Source organism: Vreelandella maris (assembly GCF_013371085.1).
Lineage (GTDB): Bacteria > Pseudomonadota > Gammaproteobacteria > Pseudomonadales > Halomonadaceae > Vreelandella > Vreelandella maris.
Window position 1 is genome coordinate 1 of sequence record NZ_JABWCV010000013.1, and the last position, 16117, is coordinate 16117.

Consider the following 16117-nt stretch of genomic DNA (forward strand, 5'->3'; position numbering starts at 1 on the left):
ATTCCTTATTCGCGCTAATGATGGATACGCCGTTGAATTGGCGCTGCAGGCGCTTAGCGTAGAGATGTCCATCCAGCCGCAGTATATAGATACCCTCGCCCTCAATCGCCGTCCTGGTGTGATCAATCAGCACCGTATCACCGCTGTGCAGTACCGGCTCCATGCTATCGCCATCAATGCGGATCGCTGAAAGGTGATCCGGCGTTAGCCCCTGCTTGCGCAGTGAGTAGCGCGTAAAGCTGATGTGCGTGAGCACGCGGCAGTTCTCGTTCCAAGCTCCATCACCCGCGCTGCACTGGGCGTCATAAAGCGGCACGAAGGCGTAATCGTCCATGCCCTTTACATCTAATGAATCAGTCTTCTCATCACCAAATGCAAGCCATTGCATGTCCTTACCAAGCGCATTGGCAATTAGTGCGAGGCGATCCAGAGTTGGATAAGTGTCTCCGCTCATATAACTGCGTATAGCACCTTCAGACAATCCGCATCGGCGCGAAAATACGCGTGCACTTTCACTTCCTAAAGAGTTTTTAAGCCTTAGAGGGAAGCGTCCGATTCCCTCAGCAGGAATCGGATGCTCGATATCATTGAGTTGGTCAGCATCCCTTTCTTCGTAACCCACTGTTTTACAACCTCATGCACAAAAAAAAGAGCGAATGGCGCAATAAAAAGAAACGGATGCTCATTTATCCGCTTGATATGCGTATTTATCCGCGCTATGTTTATGGGGAAAGACAGGTTAGACACCCCAAAAAACGCCACCGAGGTGACGCCATGAACCAACAAATTCCCGCCAACCCAATCCATCGCTGGGAGTGGCTGAAATACCAACTCCGTAGCCAGGGTTCTAGCTTGCGCAAGCTTAGCGATGAGCTTGGCGTCACTGACAACGCTGTACAGCTAGCGAAATACACGCCTTACCCCCGCATGGAACGCGCTATCGCCAAAAAGCTTGGTTTTACCCCACAAGCTATTTGGCCAGAGCGCTGGAACCATGACGGCACCCCATGTCGTGAGCGACCAAACCGTGCCGAAAAGCAAAATGACACTATTTGTGAACAGGATAGCGGTTCTAACGCTATCACGCACCGTCAAATGGTGCGGGAGGCTTAACCATGAAGCGCGTCAAAGATACCCAAACATTAGACATCTTTGAGGTGCCAGCGCCGGTCGTTCCCGCCCCAGGTAGCGGTAACTATGCCGCCCAGGTCAGCGAGCTGGTGGGCATCGTGCTAAAGGATTGCCCCGTTGACCGTTACGAAGTGGCCGCACAGATGAGTCGCTTCTCTGGTGATGATGTTTCCAAACATATGCTCGACGCCTGGAGTTCACCGGCACGCTGCGACCACAACATCCCTTTCTATCGCATTCCGTTGTTAGAAGAAGTCTGCCAGAGCCATGCCTTTACCGACTGGATCGTACACCTACGTGGTGGGCGCGTGGCCTATGGGCGTGAGGCACTTGCCGCTGAGTACGGCAAACGCCAGCAGATGATGGAAAAGCTCAAAAGCGACATGAAAGAGCTAAAGCGTTTGATGGGAGATGACCAATGAACTGGTACACCGCCAAAGAGTTGGCCGGGTTACCAGGGCTCCCCGGCACAGAACGCAATGTGCGTGAACATGCCAAACGTCACCGCTGGGAAGGCCAGCAGCGCCTAGGCAGCAAAGCGGTTGAATACGCCTTCGCCGTTCTACCCACTGAAACCCAAAACGCACTGTTATTGGCACAGGCAGATAACGCGGCGCCAACGCCAGTCAGCACCATAGCGCCGCAGCCAGAAGAACAGCGCCCAGGCCAGCAACAGCTAACCGATGCCCAGCGCCAAGTGATGACCGCCCGCGTGGCGTTCGTTCGAGAGATCGAACGCATGAGCAAGATGGTCAGCCAGCAGCGCGCTATCGAAACGTTAGTTGCTCATGCAAAAGAAGACGATCTAACGCCTTACCTAAAGCAGCGCGTCGTAATGGCCAACGACCGCAAGACAGAAACCCGCAACCTAAGCGAACGCACCTTAAAGCGCTGGATCGCTGACTTCCGCAAGCACGGCGAACGCGGCCTAGCGCCTAAGCGCCGCCAAGCGGATATGAGCATGCCCGCCTGGGCCGGTGATTTTCTCAAGCGCTACCAGAAGCCGCAGAAGCCGTCGGTAGAAGCCGCCTATCAGCTGCTGGTCGAGCAGACCCAACCGCCGCACCCCTCTATACACCAGGTGCGCCGCTGGCTTGCCAAGCTGTCACCGGAAGCGCGTGAGCGTGGCCGCATGGGCGCTCATGAGCTGAAGGCGCTCCAGCCCTTTAAGCGCCGCACCAGTGCGGAGCTATGGCCCAACGATGTGTGGGTCGCGGATGGCCACACCTTTGATGCCGAAGTGATCAACCCGCTGACCGGGCAAGCGTTCCGGCCAGAGGTCACGCTGATTATCGACTGGGCAACGCGCCGGATCGTTGGCTTTGCTTTGAACCTTGCCGAGTCGACCGTGGCCACGCTGGATGCCCTACGCGATGCCGTTAGCCGCGTAGGCATGTTCAACCTGTTTTATGTCGATAACGGTAGCGGTTTTGACAACGCCACTGTTTATGAAGTGGTCGACCGCCTGGGCGGCACCATTACCCACTCGCTGCCTTACAACTCACAGGCACGCGGCGTGATCGAGCGCGCCCACCAAAGCACCTTAGTAAAGCTGGCGAAAACCATGGACAGCTATATCGGTGCGGATATGGATAAAGAAGCGTCTACCAAGGCGCACAAATTAAGCCGCCGCGATATTAAAAAGGGCTTAAAGCCCGCGCTAATACCCACGTTTCAAGAGTTCTTTGATTCTTTAAACGAAGCGCTAAACGTCTACAACCATCGGCCCCATAAAGGCCTTTCCAAAGTACGCGATTTAGACACCGGCAGGCTGCGCAACCAAAGCCCCATGGAAGCCTGGAAAAGCGCTGAGGCCGAAGGCTTTGAAGCATTAACCGCACCTTCCGATGTCGTCGCCTCGCTAATGCGCCCGCAGGAAGTACGCAAAACCAACCGTGGCGAAGTGCGCATCAACGGCGGCCTCTACTTCCTGGATGCCCTGCGCGACCTACACGGCGAAGAGATCCGCGTCGCCTGGGACTACCGCGATACCGGCAGCGTCGGCGTTTACACCCTGGAAGGCGAACACCTAGGCGATGCCATCCTTGACGGCAACGCCACCCCCGCCATGCCTGCAACCATGATCCAGCGCGCCGCCGAGAAGCGCGAAAAAGGCCAGCTCAACCGCTTGGCACAAAAAGCCAAAACCATCACCGGCGGCGATGTCGAGATCCGCGCCATTACCCCCGCCGCCAGCTATTCAGACGAAAAGCAGGCAGCCGCAGGCCGCGCCTACGCCAAGCAACTGGCCGATCAAGGCACACGTTTTCAGATACCCCAAAACAAGGTCGAGCGTTATCGGCTTTGGCAAAAGCTGGATGCCCAGCTTCAGCAGAACGAAGACATGCCCGAACAGGCACGCCAGTGGCACGACAGCTACCAGCACCACAACGACTTCCGCGCCATCCAGCGCGTAATGGAAGCGGACGGGCTGTCACCCGCCCGCAACCGACGGGCCGTCTAGACCACGGCCCACGACACCCCAACCTTGGATAAGGAAACATTATGAGCGTCAACACCATTGTACCACTCACGAACGTCGGGCTTTTAGCCGCTGCCGTTGAAAGCGCCGCTAACCGCCCGCCGGAACTGCCTGGCTTGGTGGTCATGTACGGCCCCAGCGGCTACGGCAAAAGCTTGGCTGCCGCCTATGCCGCCAACCTACACCGCGCCTACTACGTCGAGTGCCGCGAAAGCTGGACAAAGAAAGCATTCGTGGTCGCCGTGCTGCGCGAGATGGGCATCATCCCCATGAAGACGCTGAGCGAGATGGTTGACCAGATCGCCGAGCAGCTCTCCCGCTCGGGGCGCCCGCTGATCATTGATGACGTCCAGTACGTGATCGACAAGGCAGCGGCCAACGTCCTCACCGATATCTATAACGCCAGCCAGGGCACGCTAATCCTGATCGGTGAAGAGCGCGTGCCCGCGTCAATGGCAAGGCTTGAGCGCCTGCATAACCGCGTACTGGAATGGGTACCTGCCCAAGCCGCCAGCCTGGATGATGTGCGCACTCTTGCTGACAAGAGCTACCCCGATATCGAAATTGACGACGACCTGCTGCAAGCCGTTAACGACCGCGTCAAAGGCTGCCTACGCCGCGTCGCCGTCAACCTCTACCAGATTCACAGCGAAGCCACTGCCAACGGCTGGACGATGGTCGGCATGCAGGAATGGGGCGAGCGTGAGATCCATACCGGCCAACCACCGGCGCGGAGGGGCTAAGGCATGGCAAAACGTCAACCTCAACTCAACGCCCAAGGGCCAAAAGCCGACCGCCAGGCCATGTGGGAAACTCTGCGCGCACTGCATACCGATGGCGAGCCCATCACGGTAGATGGAGTATGGGCTGGCATGACGGTCACCACGCCCAAAAGTCGAGTACGGGATTACCTTACTGGCTTGGAAAAAGCGGGCTACTTATTACGTGACCCTGGCCCTTTCAAAACGGCGCAAACCATCACCCTTACACTTACTCGCGATGTCGGTGTAGAAGCCCCGCGTGTCCGCAAGGATGGAACGACGCCGACAGGTGGCCTGGGCCGTGAACAGATCTGGCGCACCCTAAAGATCATTGGTGACTGCACCGCCCGCGAGCTGGCCGATGCCGCCAGTACGCCGCAAGTAGACATTGCCGAAGCGACCGCCAACGAATATCTGCGCTTTCTCGCGGCTGCCGATTATGTCTCCATCATTCGCCCAGGCTCGCCAGGCGTGTTGACTCGCTACCGGCTGGTATCAACACGTTGGACGGGGCCTCGTGCGCCCATGATCCAGCGCACAAAGCAGCTTTACGACCCCAACACTGGCGAAGTCGTCTACACGCGCGTGACAAAAACCGAAGGGGGTGAGCCATGAAAACGCCCTTGAAAAACAGCATTCGTCGTACCCGCACCGTCGACATCACCAACTGGGGCGAAGAGCCGCCCCGTTGGATATCGCTGCTTGCCGATGAAGTGCGTGCCACCAATCGCAAGATGGCGGGAGAGCGCATCGGTGTCTCGCGTAGCGCGGTCTCTTTGGCACTGGCGAACCGCTACCCGAGCCCCTCCACCGACAGCATCGAAAAGAAAGTGCTGCTGGCCCTGGATGGCCTCCAGTGCCCCGCCCAGCAACTCACAATCAGCGTTGAGCAGTGCCGCGACTACCGCGCACGCCCAGCGCCTACCCATAACCCCATGGCCATGCGCATGTGGCGCCACTGCCAAACATGCCCGCACAACCCCGACCGCCAGGGAGAAGATCAATGACGCTTAAAGCCACCTGCCCCGAGTGCGGCATGAGCGGCGACATGGCCGCGTTCGTAACCCAGGGCGAACACAACCAAGCGCTGGCCGCTGCGCTGGAAATGCCCGCCCTGTTGAGCAGCCGCATCGTGCGCTATCTCGGCATGTTCCGGCCTGCCAGCCGTGCTCTGGCCAGCGCCAAGAGCGCCCGCTTGCTGGGTGAGCTTAAAGAGACCATCACCAGCGGCGTGATCGAGCGCAAAGGCATCACACGGGAAGCGCCTTTAAGAGTGTGGGTCATGGCGTTGGATCAACTGCTGGAGCGACCACCCAGCAACCTACCGCTAAGCGGTCACGGCTATCTCTATGAAGTGGTGGCCAACTGTGCCGATCGGCACGCCGGTGACGTGGAAAAGCAGCGCGAAGAGGCAAAACGAAGCGGAGCCAAAGCGCCTGCAAATCGCCCGCCCTCCGCGGCTTTTCAAGAGCGCTCTACCGATGACGTACTAGCTGAGCATCGGCGTATGGCCGAGCGTCAAGCCAACGCGCCACGCACCCAAAAAGTCCCGAGCCAAACCGCCAAAGCGAATGAGCAAGCCAATGCCCCCAAGCGCCTATCGGATCTGCTGAAAGGTGCCGCCAACCAGGGAGACCAGCAATGAGAACCTACAGCGACGCCCACCTTGAGCACTACGCCGACCGCTTCATCGCCCTGCGTATGGCACGCCATGGCGTGAACCTAGCCCAGTACCTGATCAACCCGCATCAGTTCGAGCGCCTAGCGCTGGAACCTGAGCCACTGCTACCCGCGCAAGAAGCCGCCGTGCTGCGCATTTGGCAACGCTGGGATACCGGCCTGAATGAACAGACGGCTGCACCCACAGAGGCCGCGCCAGACCAAGAGCCTGCCGAGCTGCCGCCTGAATACGCCGTGTGGGAAGAATTGCTGCTGGGCTTGGGTAACAACAAAGCGATTCGCCAGCGCAACGGCGCATTTATCGAACCGCTGCACTACCACCGCCACAGCCGTGGCATGAATCGCGGCACCGCCGACTTTGAACGCAAGCAAGCCCGTAAAGGAGCCTAACCATGAACCCCCCAGCCACCACATCACAAGCTATTCCTGAAGGCTATCGGGTAGACGCTAAAGGCCGTCTGATTCCTGAGGAAAGCATCAAACCCATCGACCAAGCCCGCGATGAGCTAGCCATTGAACTGGTCACCAAGGCCAAAGAGTTGAACCGCCAACTGGCGCAGTTCAAAGCGGAAGCCTTTGGCGATATCGAAAGCTTTGTGCAGCTCTCCGCCGAAGAGTACGGCGTTCATGTCGGCGGCAAGAAAGGCAACGTGAGCCTTCTCAGCTTCGATGGACGCTACAAAATTCAGCGCCAGATCGCCGACAACATCACCTTTGACGAGCGGTTGGAAGCGGCGAAGGCACTGATTGATGACTGCCTAAAAGATTGGACAGACGGCGCCCGTTCAGAGGTGAAGGTAATCGTGCAAGACGCCTTCCGCACCGATAAGCAGGGCAACCTGCGCACCGGCGCGGTACTCGCCCTTCGCCGCCACCAGTTCGACGACCCTCGTTGGCTGAAAGCGATGGATGCAATCGCTGATGCCGTGCAAGTAACAGGCTCAAAAAGCTACGTGCGCATCTATGAGCGCATCGGTGAAACAGAGCGTTACCAGCCCATCAGCCTAAACATCGCGGAAGTTTGAAAAGCGAAACGCCCCCACATGGGGCGTCTGCTGGGCGTGGTGGCCCAGCACTGATGAGCAGCCAATGAGGTGAGCAATGGATAAGTGGAAAGAGATCAAAGAGCGCTTACAGCACTTGGGCGGTACTGTTGAGCTGCTGGCCGATGGCCACACGCTGTCGCTGGTCAAGGCGCATAACGGAAAGAAGATCTTCGTCCGCGTCTTCGTGGACGGCGTTGCGAAGGGTGAGTGGACAAAAACCGAGGACGGAAAGCCGGTGCATTCCGAGGGCCGATTCTGGCGGCCAATGAAGCGCGCGGCATACCCCAAAAAGGTGTATGCGAAAGCGAAGCGAGCATTTGGCAAGAAGGAAGCCGATCGCATGGTGACGCCTCGGGTGATCGGCGTTGTGCCGGATTTTGGTACCGAGGGCGCTGTGGTGGCTCACTTGAAAAAACACTTCCCCCACCTGGAGCTAAAAGCGGAAAGCGATGAGGTGGCGTCATGATCAGCAAAGGCAAGCTGGCCCAGATCCATATCGCTAAGGCCCAATTGGGCCTTAGCGATGAAGACTACCGAGCCATCCTCGCACGCACGGCAGGCGTGAGCAGTGCCAAAGAACTCACAAATCGTACCGTTGGCGGTGTAATGCATGAGTTCCGGCGGCTGGGGTTTGAGTCGAAGCCCACCAAGAAAGCGGGCCGTAAGACACCGCGCCCACCGCGTTCGCGACAGAACGTTATGGCAAAGATCGAAGCGATGCTGACCCATGCGCAACGCCCCTGGGCGTACGCCGACAGCATGGCAAAACGCATGTTCAGCGTTGAACGGGTGGACTGGCTGGACGATGACCAGCTACACCGCCTGATGACAGGTCTGATCATCGACGCCAAACGGCAAGGACGGTACCCCGATGAGCTCGCATAAGGCAGACAACCTAGATCTAGGCTTCGGCATCCCCGCCGATGCTCTGGACTACCTCGACCCTGAGATCCTTAAGAAGTGGCCACAAGGGTTAAGCGACATGCTCACCGTGGTCGAGAACGCACACGTCCGCGCCGGTGATGAGCCCAAGGTAGCCCGTAGCCGTGCTTTTGCTGCTGTGCGTGCGATCAGCTCGTTTGCGGGTGGCCGTAGCCTCTATGTACCCCAGGGCCGCCAGCTAGATCGCGCCCTGCGAGACCGTGAAATATGGGAGCGCCACACCGGCGACAACATCCCCCAACTGGTCGAAGACTACGACCTGACCGAAGCGCAGATTTATAGCATTCTCAGCGAGCAGCGCAAACTTGCACGAGCCCGGATGCAATCTGATCTATTCGACAACAGCGCAAACCGCTAAGCTGGCTTCAAATAATCAATCAGGCAATGACACTATGATTGAAGCACTCGCAAGTTTTGCATCCACCGTCCTCGTTGGCCTACTTAGCGCTTGGGTAGGCGTATTGTTTTCTTTAAAACGCTACCGGAGTGAGAAGTGGTGGGAGAAAAAAGTGGAGGCATATGAACGAATTATTAATGCCCTGCATGCCACAAAGAACTTCAATGATAAGCATTTTGATGCTGGCGTTGAAGGTGAAAAAATTAGCGATGTAGACGATCAGAAGCTGATGTCTGAAGCAGAAAAAGGTCACAACGAAATATTACGGACTATCGATATAGGATCTTTCTTACTTCCAGAATCAAGCGTTAATCGTCTTAAGCAGTTTGCTGCTGACGTAAACAAGATAAATTCCGAAGCAGAAAGCTGGGATGAATACCTTGATAGAGACTGGAAAGTTACAAAAGAATGCTTGGAAGACCTCAAAATACTAGCCAAACGCGACCTTAAAATCGATTGAGACATACTCAAAACTCCTAAACCGCTTGATTCCCGCCGCCTAGCTAATCCCCTCTAGCCTGAACCTCACTGCAACGTGCTTTCGCCACCCATGCAATGAGGCTTACTCCCATGCCCCACAACGATCTTTCCAACCACTTTCAGCGCCACGAGTTCGCGTGCAAATGCGGTTGCGGCTTCGATACCGTCGACCTTGAAACCCTAGTGCTGCTAGAAGACATCCGAACCCATTTTGACGTACCCGTCACCATCAACAGCGGCTGCCGATGTGAAGCCTACAACCGCCAGGTAGGCGGTGCCACTGCCAGCCAGCATGTCTTTGGCCGGGCGGCGGACATCCGCGTGCAGGGCATTGACCCTGGCGTGGTGGCCACTTATGTGGAAACCCAGCACCCAGACGCCAGCGTTGGGCGCTACAACACCTTCACCCATGTGGATACACGCACAAGCGGCCCTGCCCGCTGGGGTGGGTGAGCAATGAGCCTGAAAGGTCTACTCGGCAGTATCGACACCGAAGCGCTAAGAGGTGCTGTCTCCAAAGGTGCGCCGTTGCTTGGTTCGTTGATCGGCACCCCGGCCACCGGAGCCGCCATCGGCATGATTGCTAAAGCGCTAGGCACCGATGCCAACCCCGATGCGATTACCCAGATGCTGGAGCGCGATCCCGAAGCCACTGCCAAGCTTCAGCTGCTGGAAAACGAACACCAGCAAACGCTCTCCCGCATGGTGCTAGAAGCGGAAAGCGTGCGCCTAGCCGAAGTGAACAAAACCATGCGCGCCGAAGCCGCCAGCAACGATGCCTATGTACGCCGCTGGCGGCCTACGTATGGCTACCTGACCGCTGCCGCCTGGTTTATCCAAATGACTGGTTTCACCGTCATTCTGGGTGTGGTGGCGTTCCGCAACCCCAGCGAGTTGGCCGCCGTAGTGGGCGCGCTGGGTGTCGTACTGTCAGCGCTGCTCGGGTTATGGAGCATAGCCCTGGCCGTATTGGGCATTAACGTGCACAAGCGCAGCCAGGATAAACAAGTGGCGGCAGGCCAAGCGCCCAAAGCGGGTTTTATGGACGCTGTCGTCAAGCGCGTTGGCGGGTAACCAACTAAAGGGAACACGATGGAAATCATCAACTGGTCAGCCGCCAAGGTGTTGTTTGACGTGATGCAAGCACTGCTGACAGCCCTGATGGCGATATATGTCTACTGGCTCAACAAACACAGGGCGAGCCAAACCGCCATTAAAGGCACCCATGAGCGTATCGATGGCGTCGAGAAAAAGGTAGTGAACCTGGAGCACAAAATGGAGCGCCTACCCAATCACGAAGACCTAGCAAAGCTGCAAGAGCAGATGTCCAAAACCAATGTGCTATTGGCCGAGATCAGTGCCAGTCAAAAAGCCACGTCGGTGCAGGTCAACCGAATGAATGACTACCTGATGAATCAGCCGCGCGGGGGTCACTAATGAGCCAGAGCTTCCAAGACTTTGAAACAGAGGGCCGTCGCTTGGTCATCCTGCGTATTCTCTCACGCCGAAACCAGTTCACGACTAACGAATACAGCCTGAACGATGAGCTGAAAGGTTCGTATGCCCACCACATCAGCCGCGACAAGCTGCACGGCGATCTCGCATGGCTTGAAGAGCAAGGCCTAGTGATTACCCAGCAGCCGCGTGTGGGTTGGGTGGCCACCTTGACCTCCCGTGGTGCTGACTGTGCCGAAGGCCTCGCTAACGTACCAGGCGTCGCTAAACCGCGCCCAGGGCTTTAACCATGCCGCCTCGGAATAAAGTTTTCGACTTACCCCAAGAGGTACGCGAGCAACTAAACGAGCGGCTCGTTAGCAGCGGCTTTCAGGGCTACGAAGCGTTAGCGGGCTGGCTAAGCGAGCGCGGTTATAACGTTTCCAAAAGCTCAGTGCATCGCTATGGCCAGGACTTGCAAGAAGAGTTCGAGGAAGCCATGGGCGATGTGCGTAAAACCACCGAACTAGCCCGCGCCATGGCCAGTGAAGGCGAAGACGAAAGCGGCCACTTGATCGACGCCACCGCCCGGATCGTACAAGACCAACTGCTGCGTATCTCCATCGCCATGCGTAAAGCCGAGCACGAACCCGATGTGGCGGCAAAGCACCTCAGCAGCGTGACCAAAGCCCTGGCCGATATTGGCCGTGTCTCACTTAGCCAGAAAAAGTGGGCTAAAGAGTTGCGGGTAGAAGTCGCCAAAGAGGCAGCGGAGAAAGCCGAAACCAGCATGGCCACCCAAGGCATGAGCCGCGCAGCGATCGACGCCATCAAGCGCGATATTCTGGGGATTGCCTAATGACCGCCGCACTTTCTACAGCGCCCGCTACCGTGCTACCTGAATCCGTTCTGCTGCCGTATCAAAAGGCGTGGATCGAAGACACCTCAGATCTCAAGATCGCAGAGAAAAGCCGCCGTACCGGCCTGACCTGGGGCGAAGCCGCCGATGCCGTGCTAACGGCCAGCAGCGCCAAAGCTGCCGGTGGTACCAACCACTTCTATGTCGGCTCCAACAAGGACATGGCCATCGAGTTTATCGATGCCTGCGCCATGTGGGCCAAAGCGTTCAACCGTGCCGCATCGCATATCCAGGAAGAACTTTATCAAGATGAGGATAAAGATATCCTCACCTTCAATATCCACTTTGCCAGCGGCTTCAAGATCCAAGCGCTTAGCTCGCGCCCCAGCAACATGCGTGGCCGCCAGGGTAACGTCACGATTGACGAAGCCGCATTTCACGACCAGCTCGCCGAAGTACTGAAGGCGGCTTTGGCCCTTACCATGTGGGGCGCAAAGGTGCGCCTGATAAGCACCCACAACGGCGTGGAGAACGTTTTCAATGAGCTGATCCAAGACAGCCGAGCGAAAAAGAAACGCTACAGCGTTCACCGCATCACGCTGGATGACGCCTGCGAACAAGGGCTCTACCAGCGCATTTGCCAAGTGCGCGGTAAGATCTGGACGCCAGAGGCAGAGGAAGAATGGAAGGCCAACCTGCTCAAGGACACGGCCATGCGGGAAGACGCCCTAGAGGAATATTACTGCGTACCTAAAGCAGGCGGTGGTGCCTACCTCTCACGCGCCATGATCGAAGCGCGCATGGTCGATGCGCCAGTGATTCGTTTTGAAGGCAGCGCAGAGTTCAACGCAGTACCCGAGCACTACCGGGCACTGGAAATAAACGCCTGGTGTATTGAACACCTGCTGCCCTTGCTCGAAAAACTCGACAGTAAGCTGGCCCACTGCTTTGGCGAAGACTTTGGCCGCAGTGGGGATTTAACCGTCATCGCCCCCATGGCCATCACCCAGCAGCTCGTGCGCCAAGTGCCGTTTCTGGTCGAGCTGCGCAACGTGCCGTTCAAGCAGCAAGAGCAAGTGCTGTTCTTTATTGCTGATCGCCTGCCACGCCTGCAAGGCGGTGCCCTGGATGGTCGCGGCAACGGCCAGTACTTAGCCGAGCAAGCGGCAGAACGCTACGGCAGCATCGTCGAAGTGGTCATGCTTTCCCAAAGCTGGTACCTGAACAATATGCCGCCGTTCAAGGCCGCCTTTGAAGATGAGCTGATCAGCCTTCCCCGCGATAGCAACGTGGTCGATGACTTGCGCGCCCTGCAGGTGATCAAGGGCGTGCCCAAACTGCCCGATGCGAAAACCGGCGAAAGTAAAGACCGCCACGGCGACGCGGCTATCGCGCTGGCCATGGCGTACTACGCCAGCCTGATGGACGTGATCCCGATTGAATTCACCCCCGCGCCCCTGCCTGGTGTTTCCAACCAGGACATCGACGACATTGAACACGCCGGATTCGGCATAGGAGGCGGCGCATGGTAAGCCCCAAAGCACTTATCAAAAAACTGTTTGGCAATGAAAGCAGCCAGGCGCTGGAAGAAGAACAAACCCAAGACGCCCGCATTGGCCAGCTCAAGCGCGAGTTCGCCGAACACCCCACCAAGGGGCTAACGCCTGCAAAGCTTTACCAGATCCTTGAAGCCGCCGAGCAAGGCGACCTGAAGGCGCAGTCTGAACTCTTTGACGACATGGAGGAGAAGGATTCTCAGATCGGCGCGGATCTCGGCAAGCGCCGCCAGCTTGCCGCAGAGCTGGAGTGGCAGATCGTACCGCCCGACGGTGCAGATGCCCGTGAGAAGAAAGCCACCGAACAGGCCATTGAGGTATTTGGAGCCCTCGAAGTCGAAGACCTAATCTTGGATCTCGGCACCGGCATCGGCCACGGCTGGGCCAATCTTGAACTGCCGTGGCAGCGCGATGCCGCGATGCGCTACATAGAACAGCCCACTCTGCGCCCTCATAGCTGGTTCCGGCTCCACCCGGATGATCAGAACTGCATCACGCTGCGCGACATGAGCGCCACCGGTGCCGAGCTGTGGCCATTGGGATGGGTGCAACACCGCCACCGCGCTAAGTCCGGATATGTCGCCCGCATGGGCTTACACCGCATGTTGGCTTGGCCGTACCTGTTCCAGAACTACGCCCTGGGCGACCTAGCGCAGTTGCTGGAAATCTACGGCATGCCTGCCCGCATCGGTAAATATCCTAAAAACGCCACCGAAAAAGAGAAAGCCACGCTGCTGCGTGCTGTTGTGACCTTGGGCCAGAATGCCGCTGGCATCATTCCCGATGGCATGGCGATAGAGTTCATGGAAGCTGCTGGCAAAGGGTCATCATCGGACGTTTACAAAGTGATGATGGATTGGTGCGAACGCGCCAAAGCCAAGGCCATCCTGGGCGGCACGCTCACCAGTGGCACCGGCGAAGGCACCAACACAAACGCGCTGGGCAATGTTCACGAGCGCGGACAAACCAGCCTGATTCGCTCCGACGTACGCCAGTACGCAGGCAGCGTTCGTAAAAGCATCCTATGGCCTATGGCGGCGCTGAACTTCGGCATTGATAAGCCAAACCGTGCACCGCGCTTCTATCTGGACACCGGTGAAACCGAAGACCTCGAACGCCTATCGAAGTCATTGCCCACTTTCGTGGATATGGGCGCGAAGATCCCGCTGTGGTGGCTGCATGAGAAAAGCGGCATCCCCAAAGCCGCCGAAGGCGAAGATGTGCTGATGCCAAAAGCGGCGCCAAATGCCTTTGGTGCGCTACGTTTGGCACAGACTGCACCCCACAAACGCATTGCGGCCTTGCGGTTGGGCGACAGCGACGAACCCGACGCTGCCGATCTTCAGCTTGAGCGCCTGCAGCGTGAGGGCGATGCCGCCCTTGAGCCCTGGGTGGAGCGTATCCGCGCGTTAGTCGATGAGGTCAACAGCCTGGAAGAACTGCGCGACCGCCTGGTCGAGCTAGCCCCCGACCTGCCGGTTAAAGACTTCGCCGAGGTAATGACCGAAGCGCTTGCCGCTGCCCATGTTGTTGGTCGTTACGACATTATCGAGGGGGTCTAATGCCTGCCGCCGAGTTTGGCTCGCTGCCGTTTGCTGAACAGATTGAGGCCATGCGTGAAAAGGTGGCAATCCCCACCAACACCTGGTCGGATGTTTACGGCGCCGAAAACGACCAAGCGTTTATGGTCGCCGGTGCCAGCCGCCAGGCCATCGTTGAGGACTTCCAGCGCTCCATCCAAACGATGATCGAAGAAGGCAAGACGCTGGCCGACTTCCGTAAGGACTTCGACCAGATCGTCGAGCGCCATGGCTGGGCCTACAAGGGCAGTCGCAGTTGGCGCACCCGCGTCATCTACGACACAAACCTACGTCAGAGCTACGCCGCCGGTCGTGAACGCCAGATGGAAGATCCAGCGCTGCGCCGCTTGCGGCCCTTTGGGCTGTACCGCCATGGCGGCAGCGAGAACCCACGTTCTGCACACCTGGCCAACGATGGCCGCGTAGTGCCGCTGGATGATCCCTGGTGGGATGTCTGGACACCTCAAAATGGCTACGGCTGCAGCTGCAAAAAGTACATGGTCAGCCGCCGCCAGGCTGAGCGCGAAGGTTACACCGTTTCTGAGCGGGGCCCCGAGATCGAGTACGTCGAGCGCACCATCGGCGAGAATGGCCCCAACCCGCGCACAGTGCGCGTACCTAAAGGAATTGATCCCGGCTTTGACCACCGCCCTGGCAGTGGCCGTGCAAGAGGCATTACACCCAGGCCCACCAGCCAACCCGCTGCGAGTTCCGGCACAGTGACACCCGCACGGCGTGCCCAGGACACGATGCCCGATTACCGCGAGGCCACCGCAGAACTTCTGGAAGCCGGTCAGCCGACCGAGCGTTACGTGGATGCCTTCCTGCAAACCTTCGGCACACGGCGCGGTGGTGAAACGCGCCGCTTTACCGATGCCGTGGGCGAGTCGCTGCCGATCAGCGAGGATCTGTTCCGCGACGGTCGTGGCGGCTGGTCTCTGCCAAGTGATGGGCAAAACCTGAACGCACTGGCCCGCACCCTGCGCGAGCCGGATGAAATATGGACGGCCCTGGAAATCAGCGAAGGCGAACGCCCGCGCCTACGCAGACGTTACCTTGCACGCTTTGCACTGGAAGGCGGTGAGGAAGGCCTGTTCATGGTCGACTGGGGTCGCAACGGCTGGACAGGCCAACGCCTGGACAATGCCGCCGCGATGGAAGCCTGGCGGCAAGGCGTTCGCCTGTACCGTCGTCGTGATGAGGAGACAGACTAATGGCAGGCATTACACTCGACTTCCGCATTGATGATGAAAAGGTCATGCGCGCCCTGGGCGAACTCAACCAGCGCGGCCTCGACGCCCAGCCCGCGATGGCGGCGATTGGTGAAGACCTGGACCGGTCTACCCGAAACCGCTTTGATGAGCAGGTCTCACCCAGCGGTGACCCGTGGGAGCCTCTCTCCGACGCATACCGTAAGCGCAAGCCCCAGCGGCAGGATGAGATCCTGGTGCTTAACACCTACCTGCGCGATACCAACCGTTACGACGCTGGGCCGGACTACCTCGAATACGGCACCGACCGCATTTACGGTGCCAGCATGCACTTCGGCGATGAAGAGCGCGGCATACCCGAACGCAACTGGCTAGGCTTCTCAAGCGACGACGAAGCCAACGCGATAGAGACCCTACTGGACTATCTGGGCGAGCCATTAGGCGAATAACCAACGCAGCCCTGTAAGCCCTGCTAATGCGCTACTCGCAACGCTGGCCCGACTTTTGCTCCATAGGCGCGTTAGACCCGCGTTAGATTTTAATTAGGCACCACTTATT

The 16117-nt window shown here is 58.1% G+C and carries 23 protein-coding genes and 1 other RNA gene; 23 read left to right on the plus strand and 1 reads right to left on the minus strand.

The annotated features are described in order from the left end of the window. The coding region (locus HUO07_RS12445) for a S24 family peptidase (RefSeq protein ID WP_246286634.1) at positions 1-388 on the minus strand (388 nt) is incomplete at its 3' end. A 386-nt stretch (positions 389-774) separates the two neighbouring features. On the opposite strand from HUO07_RS12445, the gene HUO07_RS12450 reads away from it, so the two are divergent. The 23 genes from HUO07_RS12450 to HUO07_RS12560 all read left to right on the plus strand — a co-directional run bounded on the left by HUO07_RS12450 (position 775) and on the right by HUO07_RS12560 (position 16008). After that, on the plus strand, positions 775-1113 hold the full coding sequence (locus HUO07_RS12450) for a helix-turn-helix domain-containing protein (RefSeq protein ID WP_176303831.1): 339 nt from the start codon (positions 775-777) through the stop codon (positions 1111-1113). 2 nt (positions 1114-1115) lie between these two features. Continuing rightward, positions 1116-1553: a hypothetical protein gene (locus HUO07_RS12455; protein ID WP_176303832.1), complete on the plus strand. Its 438-nt coding sequence runs from the start codon at positions 1116-1118 to the stop codon at positions 1551-1553. Continuing rightward, positions 1550-3595 carry a DNA-binding protein gene (locus tag HUO07_RS12460; RefSeq protein WP_176303833.1) on the plus strand — a complete coding sequence of 682 codons (2046 nt, stop codon included), beginning with the start codon at positions 1550-1552 and terminating at the stop codon, positions 3593-3595. Before HUO07_RS12455 ends, HUO07_RS12460 begins: the two co-directional genes overlap by 4 nt. A 41-nt stretch (positions 3596-3636) precedes the next feature. Next, positions 3637-4356, plus strand: coding sequence for an AAA family ATPase (locus HUO07_RS12465; protein ID WP_176303834.1), 720 nt, complete (start codon positions 3637-3639; stop codon positions 4354-4356). Positions 4357-4359: 3 nt separating this feature from the next. Then, complete coding sequence (locus HUO07_RS12470; protein ID WP_176303835.1) at positions 4360-4989, plus strand: hypothetical protein; 630 nt, start codon at positions 4360-4362, stop codon at positions 4987-4989. Continuing rightward, a complete protein-coding gene (locus tag HUO07_RS12475; protein ID WP_176303836.1) occupies positions 4986-5381 on the plus strand; it encodes a hypothetical protein in 396 nt (131 codons plus the stop codon). The genes HUO07_RS12470 and HUO07_RS12475 overlap by 4 nt, the downstream gene beginning before the upstream one ends. Beyond that, positions 5378-6019, plus strand: a complete 642-nt coding sequence (locus HUO07_RS12480; protein WP_176303837.1) for a hypothetical protein — start codon at positions 5378-5380, stop codon at positions 6017-6019. Before HUO07_RS12475 ends, HUO07_RS12480 begins: the two co-directional genes overlap by 4 nt. Then, entirely contained in the window at positions 6016-6444 is a 429-nt protein-coding gene (locus HUO07_RS12485; RefSeq protein ID WP_176303838.1) for a hypothetical protein, read from the plus strand. The genes HUO07_RS12480 and HUO07_RS12485 overlap by 4 nt, the downstream gene beginning before the upstream one ends. Positions 6445-6446: 2 nt before the next feature. Further along, positions 6447-7079, plus strand: coding sequence for a DUF3164 family protein (locus HUO07_RS12490; RefSeq protein WP_176303839.1), 633 nt, complete (start codon positions 6447-6449; stop codon positions 7077-7079). Position 7080: 1 nt separating this feature from the next. Next, positions 7081-7146, plus strand: an RNA gene (locus HUO07_RS12495) — hammerhead ribozyme type II. A 9-nt stretch (positions 7147-7155) separates the two neighbouring features. After that, positions 7156-7566: a hypothetical protein gene (locus HUO07_RS12500; protein ID WP_176303840.1), complete on the plus strand. Its 411-nt coding sequence runs from the start codon at positions 7156-7158 to the stop codon at positions 7564-7566. After that, a complete protein-coding gene (locus tag HUO07_RS12505; RefSeq protein WP_176303841.1) occupies positions 7563-7985 on the plus strand; it encodes a gp16 family protein in 423 nt (140 codons plus the stop codon). The genes HUO07_RS12500 and HUO07_RS12505 overlap by 4 nt, the downstream gene beginning before the upstream one ends. Then, positions 7972-8400, plus strand: a complete 429-nt coding sequence (locus HUO07_RS12510) for a Mor transcription activator family protein (protein ID WP_176303842.1) — start codon at positions 7972-7974, stop codon at positions 8398-8400. Before HUO07_RS12505 ends, HUO07_RS12510 begins: the two co-directional genes overlap by 14 nt. 34 nt (positions 8401-8434) lie before the next feature. Further along, positions 8435-8899: a hypothetical protein gene (locus HUO07_RS12515; protein ID WP_176303843.1), complete on the plus strand. Its 465-nt coding sequence runs from the start codon at positions 8435-8437 to the stop codon at positions 8897-8899. Positions 8900-9009: 110 nt separating this feature from the next. Beyond that, positions 9010-9372, plus strand: coding sequence for a D-Ala-D-Ala carboxypeptidase family metallohydrolase (locus HUO07_RS12520; RefSeq protein ID WP_176303844.1), 363 nt, complete (start codon positions 9010-9012; stop codon positions 9370-9372). A gap of 3 nt (positions 9373-9375) precedes the next feature. Then, complete coding sequence (locus tag HUO07_RS12525; RefSeq protein ID WP_176303845.1) at positions 9376-9993, plus strand: 3TM-type holin; 618 nt, start codon at positions 9376-9378, stop codon at positions 9991-9993. A gap of 18 nt (positions 9994-10011) precedes the next feature. Beyond that, a complete protein-coding gene (locus tag HUO07_RS12530; RefSeq protein ID WP_176303846.1) occupies positions 10012-10356 on the plus strand; it encodes a DUF2730 family protein in 345 nt (114 codons plus the stop codon). After that, entirely contained in the window at positions 10356-10661 is a 306-nt protein-coding gene (locus tag HUO07_RS12535) for a VpaChn25_0724 family phage protein (RefSeq protein ID WP_176303847.1), read from the plus strand. The genes HUO07_RS12530 and HUO07_RS12535 overlap by 1 nt, the downstream gene beginning before the upstream one ends. A gap of 2 nt (positions 10662-10663) precedes the next feature. Next, entirely contained in the window at positions 10664-11212 is a 549-nt protein-coding gene (locus HUO07_RS12540; RefSeq protein WP_176303848.1) for a DUF3486 family protein, read from the plus strand. After that, positions 11212-12744 carry a hypothetical protein gene (locus HUO07_RS12545; RefSeq protein ID WP_176303849.1) on the plus strand — a complete coding sequence of 511 codons (1533 nt, stop codon included), beginning with the start codon at positions 11212-11214 and terminating at the stop codon, positions 12742-12744. Before HUO07_RS12540 ends, HUO07_RS12545 begins: the two co-directional genes overlap by 1 nt. Continuing rightward, positions 12738-14330 (plus strand): DUF935 domain-containing protein, encoded by a 1593-nt coding sequence (locus HUO07_RS12550; protein WP_176303850.1) that lies wholly within the window; start codon positions 12738-12740, stop codon positions 14328-14330. The genes HUO07_RS12545 and HUO07_RS12550 overlap by 7 nt, the downstream gene beginning before the upstream one ends. Continuing rightward, positions 14330-15562, plus strand: a complete 1233-nt coding sequence (locus HUO07_RS12555; RefSeq protein WP_176303851.1) for a PBECR2 nuclease fold domain-containing protein — start codon at positions 14330-14332, stop codon at positions 15560-15562. The genes HUO07_RS12550 and HUO07_RS12555 overlap by 1 nt, the downstream gene beginning before the upstream one ends. After that, positions 15562-16008 (plus strand): phage virion morphogenesis protein, encoded by a 447-nt coding sequence (locus HUO07_RS12560; RefSeq protein ID WP_176303852.1) that lies wholly within the window; start codon positions 15562-15564, stop codon positions 16006-16008. The genes HUO07_RS12555 and HUO07_RS12560 overlap by 1 nt, the downstream gene beginning before the upstream one ends. The last annotated feature ends 109 nt before the right edge of the window (positions 16009-16117 follow it).